This is a genomic window from Pseudomonas sp. NFACC05-1 (assembly GCF_900100135.1).
Lineage (GTDB): Bacteria > Pseudomonadota > Gammaproteobacteria > Pseudomonadales > Pseudomonadaceae > Aquipseudomonas > Aquipseudomonas fluorescens_Q.
On sequence record NZ_FMTR01000027.1, the window covers coordinates 14,703 to 34,492 of the forward strand.

General features: G+C 59.1%; 17 protein-coding genes and 2 pseudogenes. All 19 read left to right on the plus strand.

Features of this window, described 5'->3' with window-relative positions; all coding sequences use genetic code 11:
* Positions 1 to 17: 17 nt before the first annotated feature.
* Positions 18 to 1,017, plus strand: a pseudogene (gene pseB, locus BLO97_RS26230) (UDP-N-acetylglucosamine 4,6-dehydratase (inverting)).
* The gene (pseC, locus tag BLO97_RS26235) at positions 1,014 to 2,174 is read left to right on the plus strand and encodes a UDP-4-amino-4,6-dideoxy-N-acetyl-beta-L-altrosamine transaminase (protein WP_092222839.1); all 1,161 of its coding nucleotides are present in this window, start codon (positions 1,014 to 1,016) and stop codon (positions 2,172 to 2,174) included. The pseudogene pseB and the gene pseC overlap by 4 nt, the downstream one beginning before the upstream one ends.
* A gap of 4 nt (positions 2,175 to 2,178) precedes the next feature.
* Complete coding sequence (gene pseF, locus BLO97_RS26240) at positions 2,179 to 2,880, plus strand: pseudaminic acid cytidylyltransferase (RefSeq protein ID WP_092222841.1); 702 nt, start codon at positions 2,179 to 2,181, stop codon at positions 2,878 to 2,880.
* A pseudogene (gene pseG, locus BLO97_RS26245) lies at positions 2,877 to 4,380 on the plus strand (UDP-2,4-diacetamido-2,4,6-trideoxy-beta-L-altropyranose hydrolase). Before pseF ends, pseG begins: the two are co-directional and overlap by 4 nt.
* Positions 4,373 to 5,425, plus strand: a complete 1,053-nt coding sequence (gene pseI, locus BLO97_RS26250; RefSeq protein ID WP_092222843.1) for a pseudaminic acid synthase — start codon at positions 4,373 to 4,375, stop codon at positions 5,423 to 5,425. Before pseG ends, pseI begins: the two are co-directional and overlap by 8 nt.
* Positions 5,426 to 5,622: 197 nt before the next feature.
* Positions 5,623 to 6,549, plus strand: coding sequence for a ketoacyl-ACP synthase III (locus BLO97_RS26255; RefSeq protein ID WP_092222845.1), 927 nt, complete (start codon positions 5,623 to 5,625; stop codon positions 6,547 to 6,549).
* Between the two features lie 83 nt (positions 6,550 to 6,632).
* Positions 6,633 to 7,925, plus strand: a complete 1,293-nt coding sequence (locus tag BLO97_RS26260; RefSeq protein ID WP_092222847.1) for a motility associated factor glycosyltransferase family protein — start codon at positions 6,633 to 6,635, stop codon at positions 7,923 to 7,925.
* Positions 7,922 to 8,191 carry a hypothetical protein gene (locus BLO97_RS26265; RefSeq protein ID WP_092222849.1) on the plus strand — a complete coding sequence of 90 codons (270 nt, stop codon included), beginning with the start codon at positions 7,922 to 7,924 and terminating at the stop codon, positions 8,189 to 8,191. The genes BLO97_RS26260 and BLO97_RS26265 overlap by 4 nt, the downstream gene beginning before the upstream one ends.
* A gap of 251 nt (positions 8,192 to 8,442) precedes the next feature.
* A complete protein-coding gene (locus tag BLO97_RS26270; protein WP_092222851.1) occupies positions 8,443 to 9,294 on the plus strand; it encodes a flagellin domain-containing protein in 852 nt (283 codons plus the stop codon).
* A 72-nt stretch (positions 9,295 to 9,366) separates the two neighbouring features.
* Complete coding sequence (locus BLO97_RS26275) at positions 9,367 to 9,732, plus strand: flagellar protein FlaG (RefSeq protein ID WP_092222853.1); 366 nt, start codon at positions 9,367 to 9,369, stop codon at positions 9,730 to 9,732.
* A gap of 82 nt (positions 9,733 to 9,814) precedes the next feature.
* Positions 9,815 to 11,248: a flagellar filament capping protein FliD gene (fliD, locus tag BLO97_RS26280; RefSeq protein ID WP_092222855.1), complete on the plus strand. Its 1,434-nt coding sequence runs from the start codon at positions 9,815 to 9,817 to the stop codon at positions 11,246 to 11,248.
* Positions 11,249 to 11,379: 131 nt separating this feature from the next.
* Complete coding sequence (fliS, locus tag BLO97_RS26285; RefSeq protein WP_092222857.1) at positions 11,380 to 11,775, plus strand: flagellar export chaperone FliS; 396 nt, start codon at positions 11,380 to 11,382, stop codon at positions 11,773 to 11,775.
* An 11-nt stretch (positions 11,776 to 11,786) separates the two neighbouring features.
* Positions 11,787 to 12,083, plus strand: a complete 297-nt coding sequence (locus BLO97_RS26290) for a flagellar protein FliT (RefSeq protein WP_092144965.1) — start codon at positions 11,787 to 11,789, stop codon at positions 12,081 to 12,083.
* A gap of 168 nt (positions 12,084 to 12,251) precedes the next feature.
* Complete coding sequence (locus BLO97_RS26295) at positions 12,252 to 13,727, plus strand: sigma-54 dependent transcriptional regulator (RefSeq protein ID WP_003199076.1); 1,476 nt, start codon at positions 12,252 to 12,254, stop codon at positions 13,725 to 13,727.
* 110 nt (positions 13,728 to 13,837) lie between these two features.
* Positions 13,838 to 15,046 carry a sensor histidine kinase gene (locus tag BLO97_RS26300; RefSeq protein ID WP_092222859.1) on the plus strand — a complete coding sequence of 403 codons (1,209 nt, stop codon included), beginning with the start codon at positions 13,838 to 13,840 and terminating at the stop codon, positions 15,044 to 15,046.
* A gap of 5 nt (positions 15,047 to 15,051) precedes the next feature.
* Positions 15,052 to 16,446, plus strand: coding sequence for a sigma-54-dependent response regulator transcription factor FleR (gene fleR, locus BLO97_RS26305; protein WP_092222861.1), 1,395 nt, complete (start codon positions 15,052 to 15,054; stop codon positions 16,444 to 16,446).
* Positions 16,447 to 16,646: 200 nt separating this feature from the next.
* The gene (gene fliE / locus BLO97_RS26310; RefSeq protein WP_003199082.1) at positions 16,647 to 16,973 is read left to right on the plus strand and encodes a flagellar hook-basal body complex protein FliE; all 327 of its coding nucleotides are present in this window, start codon (positions 16,647 to 16,649) and stop codon (positions 16,971 to 16,973) included.
* A gap of 15 nt (positions 16,974 to 16,988) precedes the next feature.
* Positions 16,989 to 18,773 carry a flagellar basal-body MS-ring/collar protein FliF gene (gene fliF / locus BLO97_RS26315; protein WP_063322404.1) on the plus strand — a complete coding sequence of 595 codons (1,785 nt, stop codon included), beginning with the start codon at positions 16,989 to 16,991 and terminating at the stop codon, positions 18,771 to 18,773.
* Positions 18,766 to 19,785 carry a flagellar motor switch protein FliG gene (gene fliG / locus BLO97_RS26320; RefSeq protein WP_003199086.1) on the plus strand — a complete coding sequence of 340 codons (1,020 nt, stop codon included), beginning with the start codon at positions 18,766 to 18,768 and terminating at the stop codon, positions 19,783 to 19,785. Before fliF ends, fliG begins: the two co-directional genes overlap by 8 nt.
* Positions 19,786 to 19,790: the final 5 nt, after the last annotated feature.

Genomic DNA, 19,790 nt, shown 5'->3' on the forward strand with positions numbered 1-19,790 from the left:
GCAAAAGGATTCAAAGCATGTTCAACGGTAAATCGATTTTTATTTCCGGTGGCACCGGTTCGTTCGGGCGCAATTTCATCCGCCGGTTGCTGGAGCAATACCAGCCCAAGCGCGTGGTGGTATTTTCCCGCGATGAGCTCAAGCAATACGAAATGCAGCAGACGTTCAACGCCCCTTGCATGCGTTATTTTTTGGGGGACGTACGTGACGCTGACCGTTTGCGTCAGGCCATACGCGGGATTGACTACGTGGTGCATGCGGCGGCCCTCAAGCAAGTGCCAGCAGCGGAATACAACCCCACCGAATGCATACGCACCAACGTCAATGGCGCCGAGAACATTATTGCCTCAGCCATCGACAATGGTGTGAAAAAGGTCGTTGCGCTGTCCACCGACAAAGCGGCCAGCCCGATCAATCTATACGGCGCGACCAAGTTGCTGTCGGATAAACTGTTCGTGGCGGCCAACAATATCGCCGGTGAACAGCAGACCCGTTTCGCCGTGGTGCGTTACGGTAACGTCGCCGGCTCACGAGGCTCGGTGGTGCCATTTTTCAGCAAGCTTATTGCAGAAGGCGCCACGCAGCTACCGATTACCGATGAGCGCATGACCCGCTTCTGGATCACCCTTGATCACGGCGTGCAATTTGTGCTCGACAGCTTTGCCCGCATGCACGGCGGTGAAGTATTCGTGCCGAAGATTCCGTCGATTCGTATCGTCGATCTGGCGTTGGGCATGGCTGGGCATTTACCTCACCAGAACGTCGGTATTCGTCCTGGCGAAAAACTCCATGAGCTGATGGTGCCGCTCGATGATGCGCATGACCATCGAGTTTGCCGATCACTACACTATCCAGCCGTCGATTCGTTTCACCAGCGTGGATGTGGATTTCGCACAGGACAACCTGGGTGAGCGCGGCAAGCCTGTGGCGGAGGACTTCGAATATCGCTCCGACACCAATCCGCACTTTTTGTCGGTGGATCAGATTGCCGACCTTCATGCCCGGTTGCCGACATGATCCCCTACGGGCGGCAAAGTCTCGATCAGGCTGATATCGATGCAGTGATCGCGGTATTGCACTCCGATTGGCTGACCCAGGGGCCGACTCTTGAGCGTTTCGAGCAGGCCATGGCCTTGCGTTGCCAGGCCGCTCACGCCGTGGCGGTGTGCAATGCGACCGCTGCGCTGCACATTGCCTGCGTGGCGGCGGGGCTTGGGCCAGGTGATCGTTTATGGACCACCCCCAACACCTTCTTGGCCTCGGCCAACTGCGGGCGTTACTGCGGTGCGCAGGTCGATTTTGTTGATATAGATCCACCGACCTGGAATCTCGATGCCGCTGCCCTTGCCACAAAACTTGAAGAGGCCGAGCGCGATGGGAGGCTGCCCAAGGTGCTGGTGGCGGTGGCGTTCTCGGGACAAAGCTGTGACATGCGCAGAATCGGTCAGCTATCCGAGCGATACGGCTTTACAGTGATAGAGGATGCTTCCCATGCCGTGGGGGCGTCTTATGCGGGCCGGCCGGTGGGCTGCGGCGAGTTCGCGGACATGACCGTGTTCAGTTTCCACCCGGTGAAAATCATCACCAGCGCCGAAGGCGGCATGGTCCTGACCAATCGCCCGGACCTGGCACAGCGCCTGCAACGCCTGCGCAGCCACGGAATGACCCGCGACGCCGGACAAATGACCGAGCCCAGCCATGGACCGTGGTATTACCAGCAAGTCGAGTTGGGTTTCAATTACCGCATGACAGACCTGCAGGCCGCGCTGGGGCTCTCGCAGTTGAACAAGCTGGATGGGTTTATCGCACGGCGCCGTGAGCTGGCAGCGCGATACCATCGTTTGCTGGGCGGTTTGCCATTGACCTTGCCCGGCTTACAGCCTGACGCGGAGTCGGCCTGGCATTTGTATGTGGTGCGCTTGCAACTCGATGCCATTACCCTCAACCATCTTCAGGTGTTCGAGGGCTTGCGTGCGGCCGGGATTGGCGTAAACCTGCATTACGTTCCGGTTCATTTGCAACCGTATTACCGTGACCTGGGATTCGCCACAGGTGATTTTCCCCAGGCCGAACGTTATTACAGCGAAGCCATCAGCTTGCCCATGTTTCCTTCCCTCAGTGATGAACAGCAGGACTATGTGGTCGAGCAACTGCGCCGATTGCTTGAGGAGTAACGAGGTGAACGCCATCGCGATCATTCCCGCCCGGGGCGGCAGCAAGCGGATTGCGCGCAAGAACCTGAAGCTGTTCGCTGACGTACCCATTATTGTCCACTCGATTCGCACGGCCCTGGCGTCGCGGCTGTTCGATGAGGTGATCGTCAGCACCGACGACGAAGAAATCGCCGAGCTGGCGCAGGTTCACGGCGCGAGGGTACCGTTTATGCGTCCGTCCGCGCTGGCTGATGATTTCACCGGGACGGCAGCGGTGATCGCCCATGCGGTGGGCGAGTTGCGCGAGCAGTCGTTCGATTTTGCCTGTTGTATCTATGGCACCGCGCCGCTGTTGCAGATGCGTTTCCTGCGTGAGGGATTTGAGTTGCTGCGCGAGCACCCTGACAAGTCGTTCGCGTTTTCAGTGTCCGGTTTTGGTTTTCCCGTACAACGGGCCTTGACCCTGGATGAGCAGGGCGCGCTGACCCCGCTCTATCCGCAGTTTCGCGACACTCGCTCCCAGGACCTGCCCCAAGCGTTTCAGGACGCCGGCCAATTCTACTGGGGGCGCCGGGAGGCATGGTTACGGGGGGACGTGCTATTTTCGTCCAAGAGTTTGCCGGTGATCCTGCCCCGCCATCTGGTGCAAGACATTGATACCCCTGAAGACTGGAAGCGGGCTGAATATCTCTACGCGGCCTTGAAAGCAGGCGGGGAGCTGCAATGAGGGTACTGATTCGCGCGGACGCTTCGCCAACCATTGGCAGCGGGCACATTGCTCGCTGCCTGACGCTGGCTCGCGAGTTGCGCGGGCAGGGGGCGCATGTCGCGTTTGCCTGTCGCTTGCTGTCAGGGCATCGATTACAGGCATTGGCAACCGAAGGCTTCGAAACCTTTGCCTTGCCGGATCTCTATCCCGACGAGGATCCGCTACAGGCGATCGAGTCGTTGCTGCCCTGGCAGGCGGATATCACTGCGTTGGAACAGGCCTTGAGCGGTCAGCGGGGTTTCGACTGGATCATCGTCGACCACTACGGCCTGGATCATCATTGGCAAACCGCCGCACGGCGCTTTGCGCCCAGGATCATGGCCCTGGACGACCTGGCAACGCATCCCTAGCGTCGATCTACTGCTCAATCAGAACCTGTCCGGCACCCGGGCCGCCTACGCAGGGCTATTGCCGGAGCATTGCCAGACACTGCTGGGGCCGCGGTACGCGTTGTTGCGTGATGAGTTTTGTGCTCGGGCGATTGAGCCAAAACCCAAGGTCAGAAGGGTATTGGTTAACTTCGGCGGGTTTGATGCAGCGATGCAAACCCATCACGCCATGCGGGCGATGGTGGATTTTCATAATCTTGACGTCGATTTTGTCGCCGGAGCCGACAACCCGGCCTGGGCTCAGATGCAGGCGATGGTGGCGAGTCGGCCGCGCTGGCGGTTGCACAGCTTCGTGCGTAACTTTCATCAGCTCATGTTCGAGGCCGACCTGTTCATTGGCGCCGGTGATGGTACCAGTTGGGAACGCGCCGTAATGGGGCTGCCGACAATTTGCATTGCGGTGTCGAACAATCAACAGGCCAATGGCGAGGTGATGGCGACGTTCGGCGCACACGTGTATCTCGGTCCTCGGGAAGCGGTCAGCGTCGAGCAGTTGCGCCAGGCCATTGGGTTCGTTGCGGACAATCACGGCATGCGCTGTAGTTTGGCCCAGCGCTCACGGCAATTGGTCGATGGCTTGGGCGCAAAAAGGGTCGCCGCGACGCTGGCCGGTGCCTTGCTCCAGATTCGCCCGGCCACGCAAGCCGACGCCCAGCTGCTTTTTGACGGTCGTAACGCCGAGGCCGTGCGCCGCGTATCGCTGGATACGTCGATCATTGACTGGGACCGCCATTGCCAATGGCTACAAGCAAGCCTGGTCAACGCACAGCGTCTGTTACTGATCGGCGAATCCACGGACGGGCCCGTGGGCGCCTTACGGTATGACTTGCAAGGCAGCGAGGCGCTGGTGTCGATTTATCTGTTCGAAAGTCGCCTGGGGTTTGGTTGGGGCAGGGCGCTACTGGCCCATGGCGAAGCCTTTGTCACCACCCATTGGCCTCAACTACGGACTCTCACTGCGCAAATATTACCCGGCAACCCAGCATCCCTGAACCTGTTTCGACAGGCCGGTTTTATTCAAGGTACCTGCGTGTTTACGCGTGTATTGAAGGATCACCCCCATGAGTAGTTTCAAGATTGGCCACCGCAGCATCGGGGCGCAGGTGCCACCGTTCATCATTGCCGAGATGAGCGGCAACCATAACCAGTCCTTGGAGGTGGCGTTGCAGATCGTCGAGGCCGCCGCCCGAGCCGGTGCCCACGCCTTGAAACTGCAGACCTACACCGCCGATACCATGACGCTGGATTTGAGCGAAGGTGAGTTCTTCATCAAGGACCCCAACAGCCTGTGGGCCGGGACCTCGCTTTATGACTTGTACGAAAAGGCTCATACACCGTGGGAGTGGCATGCGCCAATTTTCGCCCGGGCAAAGGCGCTGGGCATGCTGGCGTTCTCGACCCCGTTTGACGAGACAGCCGTGGATTTCCTTGAGAGCCTGGAGGTGCCGGCCTACAAGATCGCCAGTTTCGAGAACACGGACTTGCCGCTGATCCGCCGGGTCGCTGCCACCGGTAAGCCGTTGATTATTTCTACCGGCATGGCAAGCATCGCCGAGCTCGACGACACCGTGCGTGCTGCCCGCCAAGCCGGCTGCAAGGATCTGGTGCTGCTTAAATGCACCAGCACTTATCCGGCCACGCCAGTCAACAGCAATGTGCGCACCATCGCTCATTTGCGAGAGTTGTTCGGCTGTGAAGTGGGCTTGTCGGACCATTCCATGGGCGTTGGGGTGTCTGTCGCCGCCGTGGCGTTGGGGGCGACTGTGGTGGAAAAACATTTCACCCTTGACCGCGCCGCTGGCGGAGTCGACGCCAGTTTCTCCCTGGAGCCGGCGGAACTCGCGGCGCTGGTGATTGAAACCGAGCGCGCCTGGCAGGCGCTTGGGCAGGTGCATTATGGCGTGACGGAGGCTGAGCGCAAATCGCTGGTTTTCCGTCGTTCGTTGTACGTAACGCAGGACATGAGCCCTGGCGATGTGTTTACACCGCAGAACGTCCGGGCCATTCGCCCGGGCTTGGGGCTGGCGCCCAAACATGCCGAATCCCTGATGGGCCGTCGCGCTCGCCAGGCGATCACGCGGGGTACACCTCTGGCCTGGTCGCTGGTGCACTAGCTTTATGATCGAGCTTAATCAGCAAAATCGCGTGACCTGCGAGTCATAACGCGCATCTTCACTGTATTGTATTGACCGGGAAGATGGCGCCTGGCCCTTATCAGGACCAGTGATAGCCCTTTACACTTCCCGCTTGTCGGCGCCCCTCGATTCCTTGCGAGCGGTGGTATTGGGCTGTTTTTGATTGGGAAGCCGTAATGATTGGCATAAAAAGCATTGCGAGCTACGTTCCTGTAGCCGGCGTGGACAATTACGCACAAGGTGCAAAATTTGAGAAGGATGAAGAATTCATCCTTGGCAAGATTGGTTCGGCCTTCTTGCCACGCAAGGATGACGGGCAGGAAACCTCGGACCTGTGTGTAGAAGCGGCCAATGCGCTGTTTGCCAACAATCCCGGCCTGAAACGCGAATCCATCGACGTGCTGATCGTCGTTACGCAGAACGGCGATGAAGAAGGCTTGCCGCACACGGCCGCCATCGTCCAGGACAAGCTCGGCCTGCCCACTACGGTGGCGGCGTTCGATATTTCCCTGGGTTGCTCGGGTTATGTCTATGGCATCTACGCCATCAAGGGCTTCATGGAGGCCGCTGGCCTGAAGAATGGCTTGCTGGTGACCGCCGACCCGTATTCGAAGATCGTCGACCCGGAAGACCGCAACACCACGATGCTGTTTGGCGACGCCGCCACCGCCACCTGGATGGGTGAAGATGCGCCGTGGCAACTGGGCAAGGCCAAGTTTGGCACTGACGGTTCCGGTGCGCCGCACCTCAAGGTCAGCGACGGTGTGTTCTTCATGAACGGTCGCCAGGTGTTCAACTTTGCGTTGCTCAAGGTGCCGGCTCATTTGCATGAGCTACTGTCCGAATCCAACCTGCAGCCCAGTGATATCGATGCGTTTTGCATTCACCAGGGCAGCGCGGCGATTGTCGATGCCGTGGCGCGGCGCTTCGAAGGCGAGCCGGAGAAGTTCATCAAGGACATGGTCGAGACCGGCAACACCGTGTCGTCGAGCATTCCACTGCTGCTGGAGAAGCATGTGCTCGATTCCGATTGGAAGCGCGTGGCCTTGAGCGGTTTCGGTGTGGGCCTGTCATGGGGCTCGGCGATCATCTATCGCCCGTGAGCCAATAAAACCCAGGCACAAAAATGGCGTCCAAGGTGTAACCTTGAACGCTATTTTTTTGCCTGACGCGAAAGCGAGACACCATGAGCGAGTTCTTCGAGCGCAATCTCCAAATAATCCAGCAGCGTTGGCCAGTCTTGGCTGAGCGCTTGTCGATGGAGGATGTCGGTGGATTGCAAGTCGATCTGGTAGAGGGGCTTGGGTCGACGTTGAGCGTCAATGGTATCCAACTGACCAGCCGGCATGACCGTCTCGCCGAGGCGGACCAGCAAGCCGCCAGTGTGGCGTTAGATGCCTCCATTGTGCATGTCTATGGTACCGGGCTCGGCGATCTGCAGAATCGCTTGCTGGAGCGGGCCGGACTTGAACGGTTATTTGTGCATGTCCTCAACGGTGCGGTATTCGCCCTGGTGCTGCAGGTGCTGGATCAATCTCCTTGGCTTGCCGATCCGAGAGTGGTGCTGCTCTATGCCGGTGATCTGGCGGAAATCCAACTGCCATTTTTCGCTCTTCCCGCCGAATTGGTGCTGGCCGATGATTACAGCGCCAAGATTCGTGATCGGTTGATCAGTGAAATTCATCTGGACTTCACTAACCGCGCGTTCGATCCGCAGTCCCCTGAGATTGTCGAGCGCTTGCAGTCGACTTTCAGTCTTGTGCGTGAAGATCGTGACGTTGCCGAGCTGTTCGGCACCTTGAACGGGCGTGAGGCGTTTGTCGTTGCTACCGGCCCCAGTCTCGAACAGCACTTCGAGAAACTGCGTCGTCTGAGCAAACAAACCGAGCGACCGTTGCTGATTTGTGTCGATACTGCTTACCGACCGTTGATCGATCGTGGCATTACCCCGGATATCGTGGTCAGCATCGACCAGCGTATCTCGGCGCGTCATCTTCCATCCGAAAGTACGGACGCCATTGCCCTGGTCTATCTGCCGATGGCCGACCCGTTGGTGATCGGGGCTTGGCAGGGGCCGCGTTACGCCGGTTACTCTTCGAGTCCCATCTACCTTCAGATGCGGGGACTGTTGCGCCGGGCCGAACTCCATGTAGGCGGCAGCGTGATTCATCCGGCTGTCGATCTGGCGGTGAAAATGGGGGCTGCGCAGGTCACGCTCTTCGGTGCTGATTTTGCCTTTCCCCATGACAAGACTCATGCAGGTTGGGGGGACGGTGACTTGGGACCGCAGTTGGCCGCGTCCAGGCATTGGGTGTTCGATGGGTATGGCCGGCGAGTCAAGACCCAGCTCAACTTCCGCGGTTACCTCTGCGAGCTGGAGCGTTTTATTGCCGGTAACCCCCAGGTGCGTTTCCATAACAGCAGTCGGGACGGGGCTATGATTGCGGGCACTGATTTCCACCCGGAGTATGTGCAATGAACCCGCTTCAAGGGGTGGTTGATGACGCCCGCGAATGCGCACGCCTGTTTCGTCTCGGAAGGGACATTGAGGCGGGATTGGCAATGGTCGTGTTGATCGAATCGGCTCAGCCCTTGGTTGAATCGATGCCGGGCGATGTCCCCTCGTCATGGAACACGCTACTTGCCTTGATGCTGGGTGATCAGCAGGCGCAGAACTGGATCTCCTTGGCCGATTATCTGGAGTACGAGTGGGTCCAACTGCTGACCGCTGATCAGTCGTTATGATTTTTTTGCCACCGCACCGCTGCCATTCATCTCCAGCGACATCGGCGGCGTTTCCCTGACGCCATTTTTCTACCTTTGCACGGCGGCCAAGTCCTTGATTTATGAGGGGTGGCACCCTGATGGCAAAAATTTTGAAAATTCTGCTAAAGCAAGTTCCGATTACGACGATAACTATTACGAAGGTTCTCTAGGCCACACCCGGCGGTTGCCAGGGCCGGAAGCCGCAGTACCCAACCAACGAGGAATTCGTCATGGCTTTAACAGTAAACACCAACGTCACATCGTTGAACGTTCAAAAGAACCTGAACAAGGCTTCCGATGCACTGTCCACTTCGATGACCCGTCTGTCTTCCGGCCTGAAAATCAACAGCGCCAAAGACGACGCCGCCGGCCTGCAAATCGCTACCCGTATGACTTCGCAAATTCGCGGTCAGACTGTTGCGATCAAAAACGCCAACGACGGTATCTCCATCGCTCAGACCGCTGAAGGTGCTCTGCAGGAATCCACCAACATCCTGCAGCGTATGCGTGAACTGGCTGTCCAGGCACGAAACGACTCCAACGGTACCGCTGACCGTGAAGCTCTGAACAAAGAATTTGCTCAGATGTCGGACGAACTGACCCGTATCGCCGAGTCGACCAACCTGAACGGCAAGAACCTGATCGACGGTTCCGCTGGCACTATGACTTTCCAGGTCGGTTCCAACACTGGTGCCACCAACCAGATCACCCTGACCCTCGATAGCGGCTTCGACGCAGCGACCCTGAGCGTTGATTCTGCAACTGTTACCATCACTGGTAACGACAGCGCCACCGCCGAAGCCAGCACCTCTGCTGCAATGGACGCGATCGATGCCGCTCTGGCAACCATCAACGCCAGCCGTGCTGACCTCGGTGCTGCACAAAACCGTCTGACCAGCACCATCTCCAACCTGCAGAACGTCAACGAAAACGCCGCCGCTGCACTGGGTCGCGTACAAGACACCGACTTCGCTGCTGAAACTGCCCAGCTGACCAAGCAGCAGACTCTGCAACAGGCTTCCACTTCGGTTCTGGCCCAGGCCAACCAGTTGCCATCCGCTGTACTGAAGCTGCTTCAGTAATAGCTGGATGAGTTTTAGCGGGGGAGTGCGCTTGCGTACTCTCTCGCTTTTTCCGTTCAAGAGGTGATGGACATGGATATGAGCGTGAAGCTGAACTTGTCTTATCCGGCGGTGAAACCGGCGCCCAGTGTGGCCGATAAGCCCGTGGAGAAGCCTCGGGCCGAGGTTGCGGTGGTAGCTCCGGTCAAAGAAGCCCCTAAGGATGCTGCTGCTGAGCAGGACAAACTGAAGAAGGCCGTTCAGGAAATCGAGAAGTTCGTTCAGTCGGTCAAGCGCAACCTGGAGTTCTCGATCGATGAGCCTTCAGGCAAAGTAGTCGTTAAAGTGATCGCCAGTGGTTCCGGTGAAGTGATTCGCCAGATCCCGAATGAAGAAGTTCTGAAACTGGCCAATAGTTTGAATGATGCAAACAGCTTGTTGTTCAGCGCAGAAGCCTGACAACCGGCACGAATTTTGTTGTTATGTTCTTTTGGGCGTTGTAAGGGTCAAAAGACCGGCGACACACTGAAGGGAGTCCCACATGGCAAGTCCAATTCTACCTGGCTTGGGTTTAGGCTCCGGCCTTGATACCACTGCTATCGTCAAGGCACTGGTTGATTCTGACAAGGCGGCCAAGCAAGGTCAGATCGACCGCGCCACCAAAACCAACACGGCCAATATTTCAGGGATCGGCACCCTGAAGTCGTTGCTGGCTACCTTTCAGTCCGCGCTTGAAAGCCTGGGTAGCACGACCACCCCTCAGTTCACCGGAGTTGCTGCCACGTCGGCCAACAACAGTGCCTTGACGGTGACGGCCGGCAACTCGGCGGTAAGCGGCACTTACGCGGTAAACGTCACTCAGTTGGCGACGTCATCAAAAGTCGCCACCGCCGCGTTCGCCGGTGGCGCTTCCAGTGCCGTAGAGGCTGGCACGCTGACCATTAGTCAAAGTGGTAAGGATTACACGCTTGATATTCCGGCCGACGCGACGCTGCAGTCGGTTCGAGACGCGATCAATAGCAAGTATTCTTCCAGTGGTTTGACTGCCAACATCGTCACGGACAATTTTGGTTCCCGTTTAGTGGTGGGATCGACAAAAACTGGCGCAGGCAGTGATATTTCGCTCAGCGGTATTGCCAGCCTGGCTGCCAACGGCTCCGTGGAGATGGGGACGCCTAGTGCAACCTCTTCGGGATCAATCGGCCTCGCCAAGGACGCGGTTTTTACGGTCGATGGGCTGTCGATGACCAGTCCAACCAACAAGTTGGATAATGTTATTTCTGGTTTGAATATGACATTGCTCGTCGCCGGTTCCGGACCGACGACTGTCACCGTCGCCACCAACGCCGATGGCCTGAAAGCTTCGATCCAAAAATTCGTCGATGCTTATAATGCCATTGCCAAGGCAGTCACCTCGTTGACCAAGCCTTCGACGGACGCTAATGGTAATTCGGTCCCGGCAGCGCTGACGGGCGACTCGTTGCCGCGTTCTCTGTTGGCGGCCATTCGTGCGCCTTTGTCCGAAACAGGAGCGGGCGACAAGCTCACCGTACTGTCTCAGTTGGGTATCACCACCAACCAGACAACGGGTGCGCTTGATTTCAACAGCGCGAAATTCACCGAAGCCTTGAACACCAAGCAGTTGGGGGGAGAGGTCCAGACGCTGTTCACCGGTGAAAACGGTTTGATCGAGCGTATGCAGAACGCGCTCAAGCCTTACACTGAGACTGGCAAAAAAGATTCCAACGGCAAGCCTGTCGATAACATCCTGACGGCACGCTCCAAAAATCTTGAAATCCTCAAGGCGAAATTGGGCGAAGATCAGTTGGCCTTGGACCGTCGGATCGAGACCCTGACTGCTGTGCTGACCAAAAAGTACAACGACATGGATACCTTGGTCGGCAAGCTGAAAGCCACCGCCAGCAACATCACTTCCATGTTCGAAGCATTGACGGCACAACAGAAGAACAGCTGATTTTCGACCGATGCAAAAAGCCCGGCAGCGATTTGACAGCGCTCCGGGCTTTCGGCTTTTCGACCTAAAGTTTTTTGACGCAGTGTCGATACGCTGTTTATACGAACCGAAGTTTTTTGATGAGGTAGAACATGAATCCGATGTTAGCCCTTCGCCAATACCAGAAGATTGGCGCCCAGGCGCAAACCTCCGAAGCAAGTCCCCATCGTCTCGTGCAGATGCTCATGGAGGGCGGGTTGGACCGTATCGCCCAGGCCAAGGGTGCGATGGAACGCAAGGATATTGCCAACAAAGGCGTACTGATCAGCAAGGCTATCGGTATCGTTGGCGGCTTGCGTGAAGGCCTGGACCTGGAGAACCAGGCTGAGTCGGTAGCCGAACTGGATGCTCTCTACACCTACATGATGAAGCGCCTGGCCGAAGCCAATGCCAAGACCGATCCGAAGATCCTCGACGAAGTCGCCGATCTGCTTCGCACGGTCAAGGAAGGCTGGGACGGCATTGCGCCACCTGGTCCGCAATTCTAAGGAGTACGCTCATGAGTCTTGTCTTGCAGCGAATAGAACAAACCCGTGACGCCCTGGTCGATGCTTTGGCAGCGCGTAACTGGGAGGCCATCGGTCAGTTGGACCTGGCGTGCCGTTCCTGCATGGAAGACGTCCTGGGTGAGCCTCAGGTGGACGAGGCGGCGTTGCGGATCAATCTTGAGGAATTGCTAGGGGTCTATCGGCAATTGCTGGAGGCTGCGACGGGAGAGCGTCAGGCGATCGTCGACGAGATGCAACAGATCCATCAAGCACAGAACGCCGCAAAGGTTTACCATCTGTTCGGTTAATGCTCAGTTAATCCGAGCCCGTTGCGCCATAAATTTGACTGTGCACGGTTTTTTGACTTAACTAGTAGCTGTTTACAGATTTAAGGCGTCTACAGGCATGACAAGTCTGCAAGCGTCTAGCTTGCCCCTAATTTCGGGCATTGGGTTGACTAGGGAAGTTGCTATTGCATGTGGCGTGAAACCAAAATTCTCCTGATCGATGACGATAGCGTCCGCCGCCGCGACCTGGCGGTGATCCTAAATTTTCTTGGTGAAGAAAATTTACCCTGCGGAAGCCATGACTGGCAGCAGGCTGTCGGCTCATTGTCGTCCAGTCGTGAAGTCATCTGTGTCCTTATCGGGACCGTAAATGCTCCCGCAACGCTTTTGGGCTTGCTAAAGACACTCTCAACCTGGGATGAGTTCCTTCCGGTTTTGTTAATGGGCGAAAATTCTTCCCTTGACTTGCCTGAAGACCAGCGCCGCCGGGTACTTTCCACGCTCGAAATGCCGCCCAGCTACAGCAAGCTGCTGGATTCTCTGCATCGCGCGCAGGTTTATCGCGAGATGTATGACCAGGCCCGCGAGCGTGGCAGGCATCGCGAACCCAATCTCTTCCGTAGCCTCGTCGGCACCAGCCGGGCGATCCAGCACGTGCGCCAGATGATGCAGCAGGTCGCCGATACCGACGCCAGCGTATTGATTCTCGGCGAGTCGGGCACCGGCAAGGAAGTGGTCGCGCGCAACCTGCATTACCACTCCAAGCGCCGCGAAGCGCCGTTCGTGCCAGTCAACTGTGGCGCGATCCCGGCCGAGTTGCTGGAAAGCGAACTGTTCGGCCATGAGAAAGGCGCCTTCACCGGCGCGATCACCAGCCGCGCCGGGCGTTTCGAACTGGCCAACGGCGGTACGCTGTTTCTCGATGAAATCGGCGACATGCCGTTGCCGATGCAGGTCAAGCTGTTGCGGGTCCTGCAGGAGCGCACCTTCGAGCGCGTGGGCAGCAACAAGACCCAGAGCGTTGATGTGCGCATCATTGCCGCTACGCACAAGAACCTCGAGAGCATGATCGAGGTTGGCAGTTTCCGCGAAGACCTCTATTACCGTCTCAACGTTTTCCCGATCGAAATGGCGCCACTGCGCGAGCGGGTCGAAGACATTCCGTTGCTGATGAACGAACTGATCTCGCGCATGGAGCACGAGAAACGCGGTTCGATCCGCTTCAACTCGGCGGCGATCATGTCCCTCTGTCGCCATGGCTGGCCGGGCAACGTCCGTGAGCTGGCCAACCTGGTGGAGCGCATGGCGATCATGCACCCGTACGGGGTGATTGGCGTGAACGAACTGCCGAAGAAATTCCGCTACGTCGACGACGAAGACGAGCAAATGGTCGACAGCCTGCGCAGCGACCTGGAGGAGCGGGTGGCCATCAACGGTCACACGCCGGACTTTACCGCCAATGCCTTGCTGCCGCCCGAAGGCCTGGATCTCAAGGATTACCTGGGAGGCCTTGAACAAGGGCTGATCCAGCAGGCGCTGGACGATGCCAACGGCATCGTGGCCCGCGCCGCAGAACGCCTGCGCATCCGTCGCACCACCCTGGTGGAGAAGATGCGCAAGTACGGCATGAGCCGTCGCGAAGGAGATGAACAGGCGGATGATTGACGCCTGTTTTCCAACCGCCTGATTTTCAGGCGGTTTTTTTTCGGCACGGGTATTGCTATAGCCCTCGCAACGTTCCGTTTAACTGACGGTCAGCCAAGCGAGAGAGCACGATGACCCAAGTCGCCCAGATGTCTCCTGTCCCCGAGCCGGGACACATGCCCTCCGCCGAGCAGGCAAGCCGGCTTGGACTTGAGCAGGCATTTTCGCTGTTCAGCCAGATGTCCAGCCAACTGACGGATTCCTACAGCCTGCTCGAAGCCCGGGTCACCGAGCTCAAGGGTGAGCTGGCCGTGGTCAGCGCCCAGCGCATGCAGGAGCTGGCGGAAAAGGAACGCCTGGCCAATCGTCTGCAAAACCTCCTCGATCTGTTGCCCGGTGGCGTGATCGTCATCGACGCCCACGGCCGTGTGCGCGAAGCCAACCCCGCGGCCTGCGAGTTGCTCGGCCTGCCCCTGGAAGGCGAGCTGTGGCGGCACGTCATCGCCCGTTGCTTTGCGCCCCGGGACGACGACGGCCATGAAGTGTCCCTCAAGGACGGTCGGCGCCTGTCCATCTCGACGCGCTCGCTGGACGCCGAGCCAGGGCAATTGGTGCTACTCAATGACTTGACTGAAACCCGGCACCTGCAAGACCAGTTGGCTCGCCACGAGCGCTTGTCTTCCCTGGGGCGGATGGTAGCGTCGCTGGCCCATCAGATTCGTACGCCGCTGTCCGCCGCGCTGCTCTATGCCAGTCATCTGACTGAACAGCAATTGCCGATGGAAACCCAGCAACGCTTCGCTGGACGCTTGAAAGAGCGCCTGCACGAACTGGAGCACCAGGTGCGGGACATGCTGGTATTCGCTCGCGGCGAGCTGCCGTTGACCGACCGTGTCACCCCCAAGGCCTTGTTGCAATCGCTGCAGGCCGCGGCGTTGACCCATGTACAGGAGCTGCCGATCCGCTGGCAGTGCGACAGTCACGTCGGCGAAGTGTTGTGCAACCGCGACACGTTGGTGGGCGCGGTGTTGAACCTCATCGAAAACGCGATCCAGGCCAGCGGCGGCGACGTCCGGCTGAAAGTGCACTTATATACACGCGATCACACCTTGCGCCTGTGTGTCAGCGACAACGGCAGTGGTATCGAGCCGGTCGTGCTGGCGCGCTTGGGCGAGCCATTCTTCACCACCAAGACCACTGGCACCGGCCTGGGCCTGACCGTGGTCAAGGCCGTGGCCCGTGCCCATCAGGGAGAATTGCAACTGCGCTCGCGGTTGGGCCGTGGCACCTGTGCGACGGTGTGCTTGCCGCTGTTTTCCAATGCGCCAGGGGTGGAGTGAAAGCAATGGCGATCAAGGTGTTACTGGTTGAGGATGACCGGGCCCTGCGCGAGGCGCTGGCCGATACCCTGGTGCTGGCCGGGCACGACTACGCCGCCGTCGGTTCGGCGGAAGAGGCGCTGCTGGCGGTGGGCCGCGAAGCGTTCAGCCTGGTGGTCAGTGACGTCAATATGCCGGGCATGGACGGCCATCAATTGCTCGGCCTGTTACGTGCCCGTCAGCCGCAACTGCCCGTCTTGCTGATGACCGCTCACGGCGCCGTCGAGCGCGCGGTGGACGCCATGCGCCAGGGCGCCGCGGATTACCTGGTCAAGCCGTTCGAGCCAAAAGCACTGCTGGACCTGGTCGCACGCCATGCCTTGGGCAGCCTCGCGGTCGAGGGCGAAGGCCCGGTGGCCATCGAACCGGCCAGCGCGCAACTGCTGGAATTGGCCGCGCGGGTGGCGCGTAGCGATTCAACCGTGTTGATTTCCGGCGAGTCCGGTACGGGCAAGGAAGTGCTGGCGCGCTATATCCACCAGCAGTCCCGGCGCGCCAGCGAACCGTTCATTGCCATCAATTGCGCGGCGATTCCCGACAACATGCTCGAGGCGACACTATTCGGTCACGAAAAGGGCTCGTTCACCGGCGCCATCGCGGCCCAGGCCGGCAAGTTCGAGCAGGCCGACGGTGGCACGATCCTGCTCGATGAAATTTCCGAAATGCCGATGGGCTTGCAAGCCAAGCTGTTGCGGGTATTGCAGGAGCGGGAAGTGGAGCGGGTCGGCGCGCGCAAGCCCATCAGCCTGGATATCCGCGTGGTGGCGACCACCAACCGCGATCTGGCCAGCGAAGTGGCGGCGGGACGGTTTCGTGAGGACCTCTATTACCGCTTGTCGGTATTCCCGCTGGCTTGGCGTCCGTTGCGCGAGCGCACCGCCGATATCCTGCCGCTGGCCGAGCGGTTGCTGAACAAACACGTCAATAAAATGAAGCACGCGGCGGCCCGGCTTTCAGCCGAAGCCCGGGCTTGTCTGGTTGCCTACCCGTGGCCGGGTAATGTCCGAGAGCTCGATAACGCCATCCAGCGGGCCTTGATCCTGCAGCAGGGTGGCTTGATCCAGCCGGAGGATTTCTGCCTGGCGGGGCCGGTGGCCTGCGCGCCGTTGCCTGCGCTGTCGCCGGTGCCAGCAGCGGCCTTTGCCCCCTCGGTGGAAGTGGAAGGCGAGTCGGCCGGCGCCTTGGGAGACGACCTGCGTCGTCGCGAGTTCCAGATGATCATCGACACCCTGCGCGCCGAACGCGGTCGTCGCAAGGAGGCCGCCGAACGCCTGGGGATCAGCCCGCGCACCCTTCGCTACAAGCTGGCGCAAATGCGCGACGCCGGCATGGATGTCGAGGCTTATCTGTTCGCCAGTTGAATAAGCATAAGACCCCGCTGTGGGAGCGAGCTTGCTCGCGATAGCGGCGGGTCAGTGATGTGATGGGCAAGTTCGCTCCCACAATGAGGCAGTGCGCGCATTTGTTTTCCATCGCCATGGAGCTGGCACCCTTGTTGCTAATACCTGAATACCCGCTGAGTAAGTGTCAAAAAAATGCGGGCCGCCAGAGAGAGTAGACCATGAGCCAAGGTATTGAATTTAATCGGTTGATGTTGGACATGCGGGCCATGCAAATGGACGCCATGGCCCAGCCTAAATCGGTCGCGGTCCCCCAGGTGGGTGGCAGCAGCTTTTCCGACATGCTCGGTCAGGCCGTCAATAAAGTGAACGATACCCAGCAGGCATCGAACCAGTTGGCCAGTGCTTTCGAGATTGGCAAAAGTGGCGTCGACCTGACGGACGTAATGATCTCCTCGCAGAAAGCCAGTGTCTCGTTTCAGGCGTTGACCCAGGTTCGTAACAAACTGGTTCAAGCCTACCAAGACATCATGCAGATGCCGGTTTAAGGAAATTATTGAGTCATGGCAGAAGCAGCCGTTGATAACGTTCCGGCCAAGGCCACTCCGGTAGACGGCAAACCGCCGCTGTTCGGTCTGTCCTTCCTGGAAAATCTCTCCGAGATGACCATGCTGCGTCAGGTGGGCCTGTTGGTCGGCCTGGCTGCCAGCGTGGCGATTGGTTTTGCCGTGGTGCTGTGGTCCCAGCAGCCGGACTACCGGCCGCTGTATGGCAGCTTGGCGGGCATGGACGCCAAGCAAGTCATGGAAACCCTGGCTTCCGCCGACATTCCTTACACCGTCGAACCCAATTCCGGCGCGTTGCTGGTCAAGGCTGATGACGTTGCCCGTGCGCGCCTCAAGCTCGCCGCCGCTGGCGTGACGCCTACCGATGGCAACATCGGTTTCGAGATCCTGGACAAGGATCAGGGCCTGGGCACCAGCCAATTCATGGAAGCGACCCGTTATCGTCGCGGCCTGGAAGGTGAGCTGGCGCGGACCATTTCCAGCCTGAACAACGTCAAGGGCGCCCGTGTGCACCTGGCGATTCCGAAAAGCTCGGTGTTCGTGCGCGATGAACGCAAGCCCAGCGCTTCGGTATTGGTCGAGCTGTATTCGGGCCGTTCCCTGGAGCCAGGCCAGGTCGTGGCCATCGTCAATCTGGTGGCGACCAGCGTACCCGAACTGAGCAAATCGCAGATCACCGTGGTCGACCAGAAAGGCAACCTGTTGTCCGATCAGGCGGAAAACTCCGAACTGACCATGGCTGGCAAGCAATTCGATTACAGCCGCCGCATGGAAGGCATGCTGACCCAGCGGGTGCACAACATCCTGCAACCGATCCTGGGTAATGATCGCTACAAAGCCGAAGTGTCGGCCGATGTCGACTTCAGTGCCGTCGAGTCCACTTCCGAGCAGTTCAACCCGGACCAACCGGCGTTGCGCAGCGAACAGTCGGTGAATGAGCAGCGTACCGCCAGCAATGGCCCGCAAGGCGTACCGGGTGCCCTGAGCAACCAGCCGCCATCGCCGGCCAGCGCGCCGCAGACCACCGGTGGCGCCACCGCGGCCGCCGGCATGGTCCAGCCTGGGCAGCCGCTGATCGATGCCAATGGCCAGCAGATCATGGACCCGGCCACCGGCCAGCCGATGCTGGCGCCGTATCCGGCCGACAAGCGTCAGCAGTCGACCAAGAACTTCGAACTCGACCGTTCCATCAGCCACACCAAGCAACAGCAGGGCCGCTTGAATCGCCTGTCGGTCGCCGTGGTGGTGGACGATCAGGTCAAGGTCAACGCGGCCAACGGCGAAACCAGTCGTGCGCCATGGAGCGCCGACGAATTGGCGCGCTTTACTCGCCTGGTGCAGGACGCCGTCGGTTTCGACGCCAGCCGCGGCGACAGCGTCAGTGTGATCAACGTGCCGTTCTCCCTGGAGCGCGGTGAAGTGGTCGCCGATATTCCGTTTTATTCGCAACCCTGGTTCTGGGATGTGGTCAAGCAAGTACTGGGTGTGTTGTTTATCCTGGTGCTGGTGTTTGGCGTGCTGCGTCCGGTGCTCAACAACATCACCGGTGGCGGCAAGAACAAGCAGTTGGCAGCTTTCGGCGATGTCGAGCTGGGAGGCATGGGCGGCCTGGATGGCGAATTGGCCAACGATCGCGTCAGCCTCGGCGGGCCGCAGAGCATTCTGCTGCCAAGCCCGAGCGAAGGCTATGACGCTCAGTTGAACGCTATCAAGAGTCTGGTGGCAGAAGATCCGGGTCGTGTGGCCCAGGTCGTGAAAGAGTGGATTAACGCAGATGAGTGATAATCGAGCCGCTGTTGCCAAATTGTCCCGGGTCGACAAAGCCGCGATCCTGCTGCTGTCCCTGGGCTCGACCGACGCCGCCCAGGTGCTGCGCCACATGGGGCCCAAGGAGGTCCAGCGCGTGGGCGTGGCCATGGCGCAGATGGGCAACGTGCACCGTGAACAGGTCGAGCAGGTGATGAGCGAGTTCGTCGACATCGTCGGCGATCAGACCAGCCTGGGCGTCGGTTCCGACGACTACGTGCGCAAGATGCTCACCCAGGCACTGGGCGAGGACAAGGCCAACGGCCTGATCGACCGGATCCTGCTGGGCGGCAACACCAGTGGCCTGGACAGCCTCAAGTGGATGGAACCGCGGGCGGTTGCCGACGTGATCCGTTACGAGCACCCGCAGATCCAGGCGATCGTGGTGGCTTACCTCGACCCGGATCAGGCCGGTGAAGTGCTGGGCAATTTCGACCACAAGGTCCGCCTGGACATCATCCTGCGGGTGTCTTCGCTCAACACCGTGCAGCCGGCGGCGCTGAAAGAATTGAACCAGATCCTCGAGAAGCAGTTCTCGGGCAACTCCAATGCCTCGCGCACCACCCTGGGCGGCATCAAGCGCGCGGCGGACATCATGAACTTCCTCGACAGTTCGATCGAAGGTCAGTTGATGGACTCGATTCGCGAGTTCGACGAAGACCTGTCCGGTCAGATCGAAGATCTCATGTTCGTGTTCAACAACCTGTCCGATGTCGACGATCGTGGCATCCAGGCGCTGTTGCGCGAAGTGTCGTCCGACGTGCTGGTACTGGCCCTCAAGGGCTCGGACGAAGGCGTCAAGGAAAAGATCTTCAAGAACATGTCCAAACGGGCGGCCGAACTGTTGCGCGACGATCTCGAGGCCAAGGGCCCGGTACGCGTCAGCGACGTGGAAACCGCACAGAAGGAAATCCTCACCATCGCCCGCCGCATGGCCGAAGCCGGGGAGATCGTTCTCGGTGGCAAGGGCGGCGAAGAGATGATCTAAGGTCG

Bases quoted from the DNA above. Each gene is read 5' to 3' on its own strand.
- BLO97_RS26275 (WP_092222853.1), top strand. From the start codon at position 9,367: ATGGATATGAGCGTGAAGCTGAACTTGTCTTATCCGGCGGTGAAACCG.
- pseC (WP_092222839.1), top strand. From the start codon at position 1,014: ATGATCCCCTACGGGCGGCAAAGTCTCGATCAGGCTGATATCGATGCA.
- fleR (WP_092222861.1), top strand. From the start codon at position 15,052: ATGGCGATCAAGGTGTTACTGGTTGAGGATGACCGGGCCCTGCGCGAG.
- BLO97_RS26270 (WP_092222851.1), top strand. From the start codon at position 8,443: ATGGCTTTAACAGTAAACACCAACGTCACATCGTTGAACGTTCAAAAG.
- BLO97_RS26295 (WP_003199076.1), top strand. From the start codon at position 12,252: ATGTGGCGTGAAACCAAAATTCTCCTGATCGATGACGATAGCGTCCGC.
- BLO97_RS26255 (WP_092222845.1), top strand. From the start codon at position 5,623: ATGATTGGCATAAAAAGCATTGCGAGCTACGTTCCTGTAGCCGGCGTG.
- fliG (WP_003199086.1), top strand. From the start codon at position 18,766: ATGAGTGATAATCGAGCCGCTGTTGCCAAATTGTCCCGGGTCGACAAA.
- BLO97_RS26265 (WP_092222849.1), top strand. From the start codon at position 7,922: ATGAACCCGCTTCAAGGGGTGGTTGATGACGCCCGCGAATGCGCACGC.
- fliS (WP_092222857.1), top strand. From the start codon at position 11,380: ATGAATCCGATGTTAGCCCTTCGCCAATACCAGAAGATTGGCGCCCAG.
- BLO97_RS26300 (WP_092222859.1), top strand. From the start codon at position 13,838: ATGACCCAAGTCGCCCAGATGTCTCCTGTCCCCGAGCCGGGACACATG.
- fliD (WP_092222855.1), top strand. From the start codon at position 9,815: ATGGCAAGTCCAATTCTACCTGGCTTGGGTTTAGGCTCCGGCCTTGAT.
- BLO97_RS26260 (WP_092222847.1), top strand. From the start codon at position 6,633: ATGAGCGAGTTCTTCGAGCGCAATCTCCAAATAATCCAGCAGCGTTGG.
- BLO97_RS26290 (WP_092144965.1), top strand. From the start codon at position 11,787: ATGAGTCTTGTCTTGCAGCGAATAGAACAAACCCGTGACGCCCTGGTC.
- pseI (WP_092222843.1), top strand. From the start codon at position 4,373: ATGAGTAGTTTCAAGATTGGCCACCGCAGCATCGGGGCGCAGGTGCCA.
- fliF (WP_063322404.1), top strand. From the start codon at position 16,989: ATGGCAGAAGCAGCCGTTGATAACGTTCCGGCCAAGGCCACTCCGGTA.
- fliE (WP_003199082.1), top strand. From the start codon at position 16,647: ATGAGCCAAGGTATTGAATTTAATCGGTTGATGTTGGACATGCGGGCC.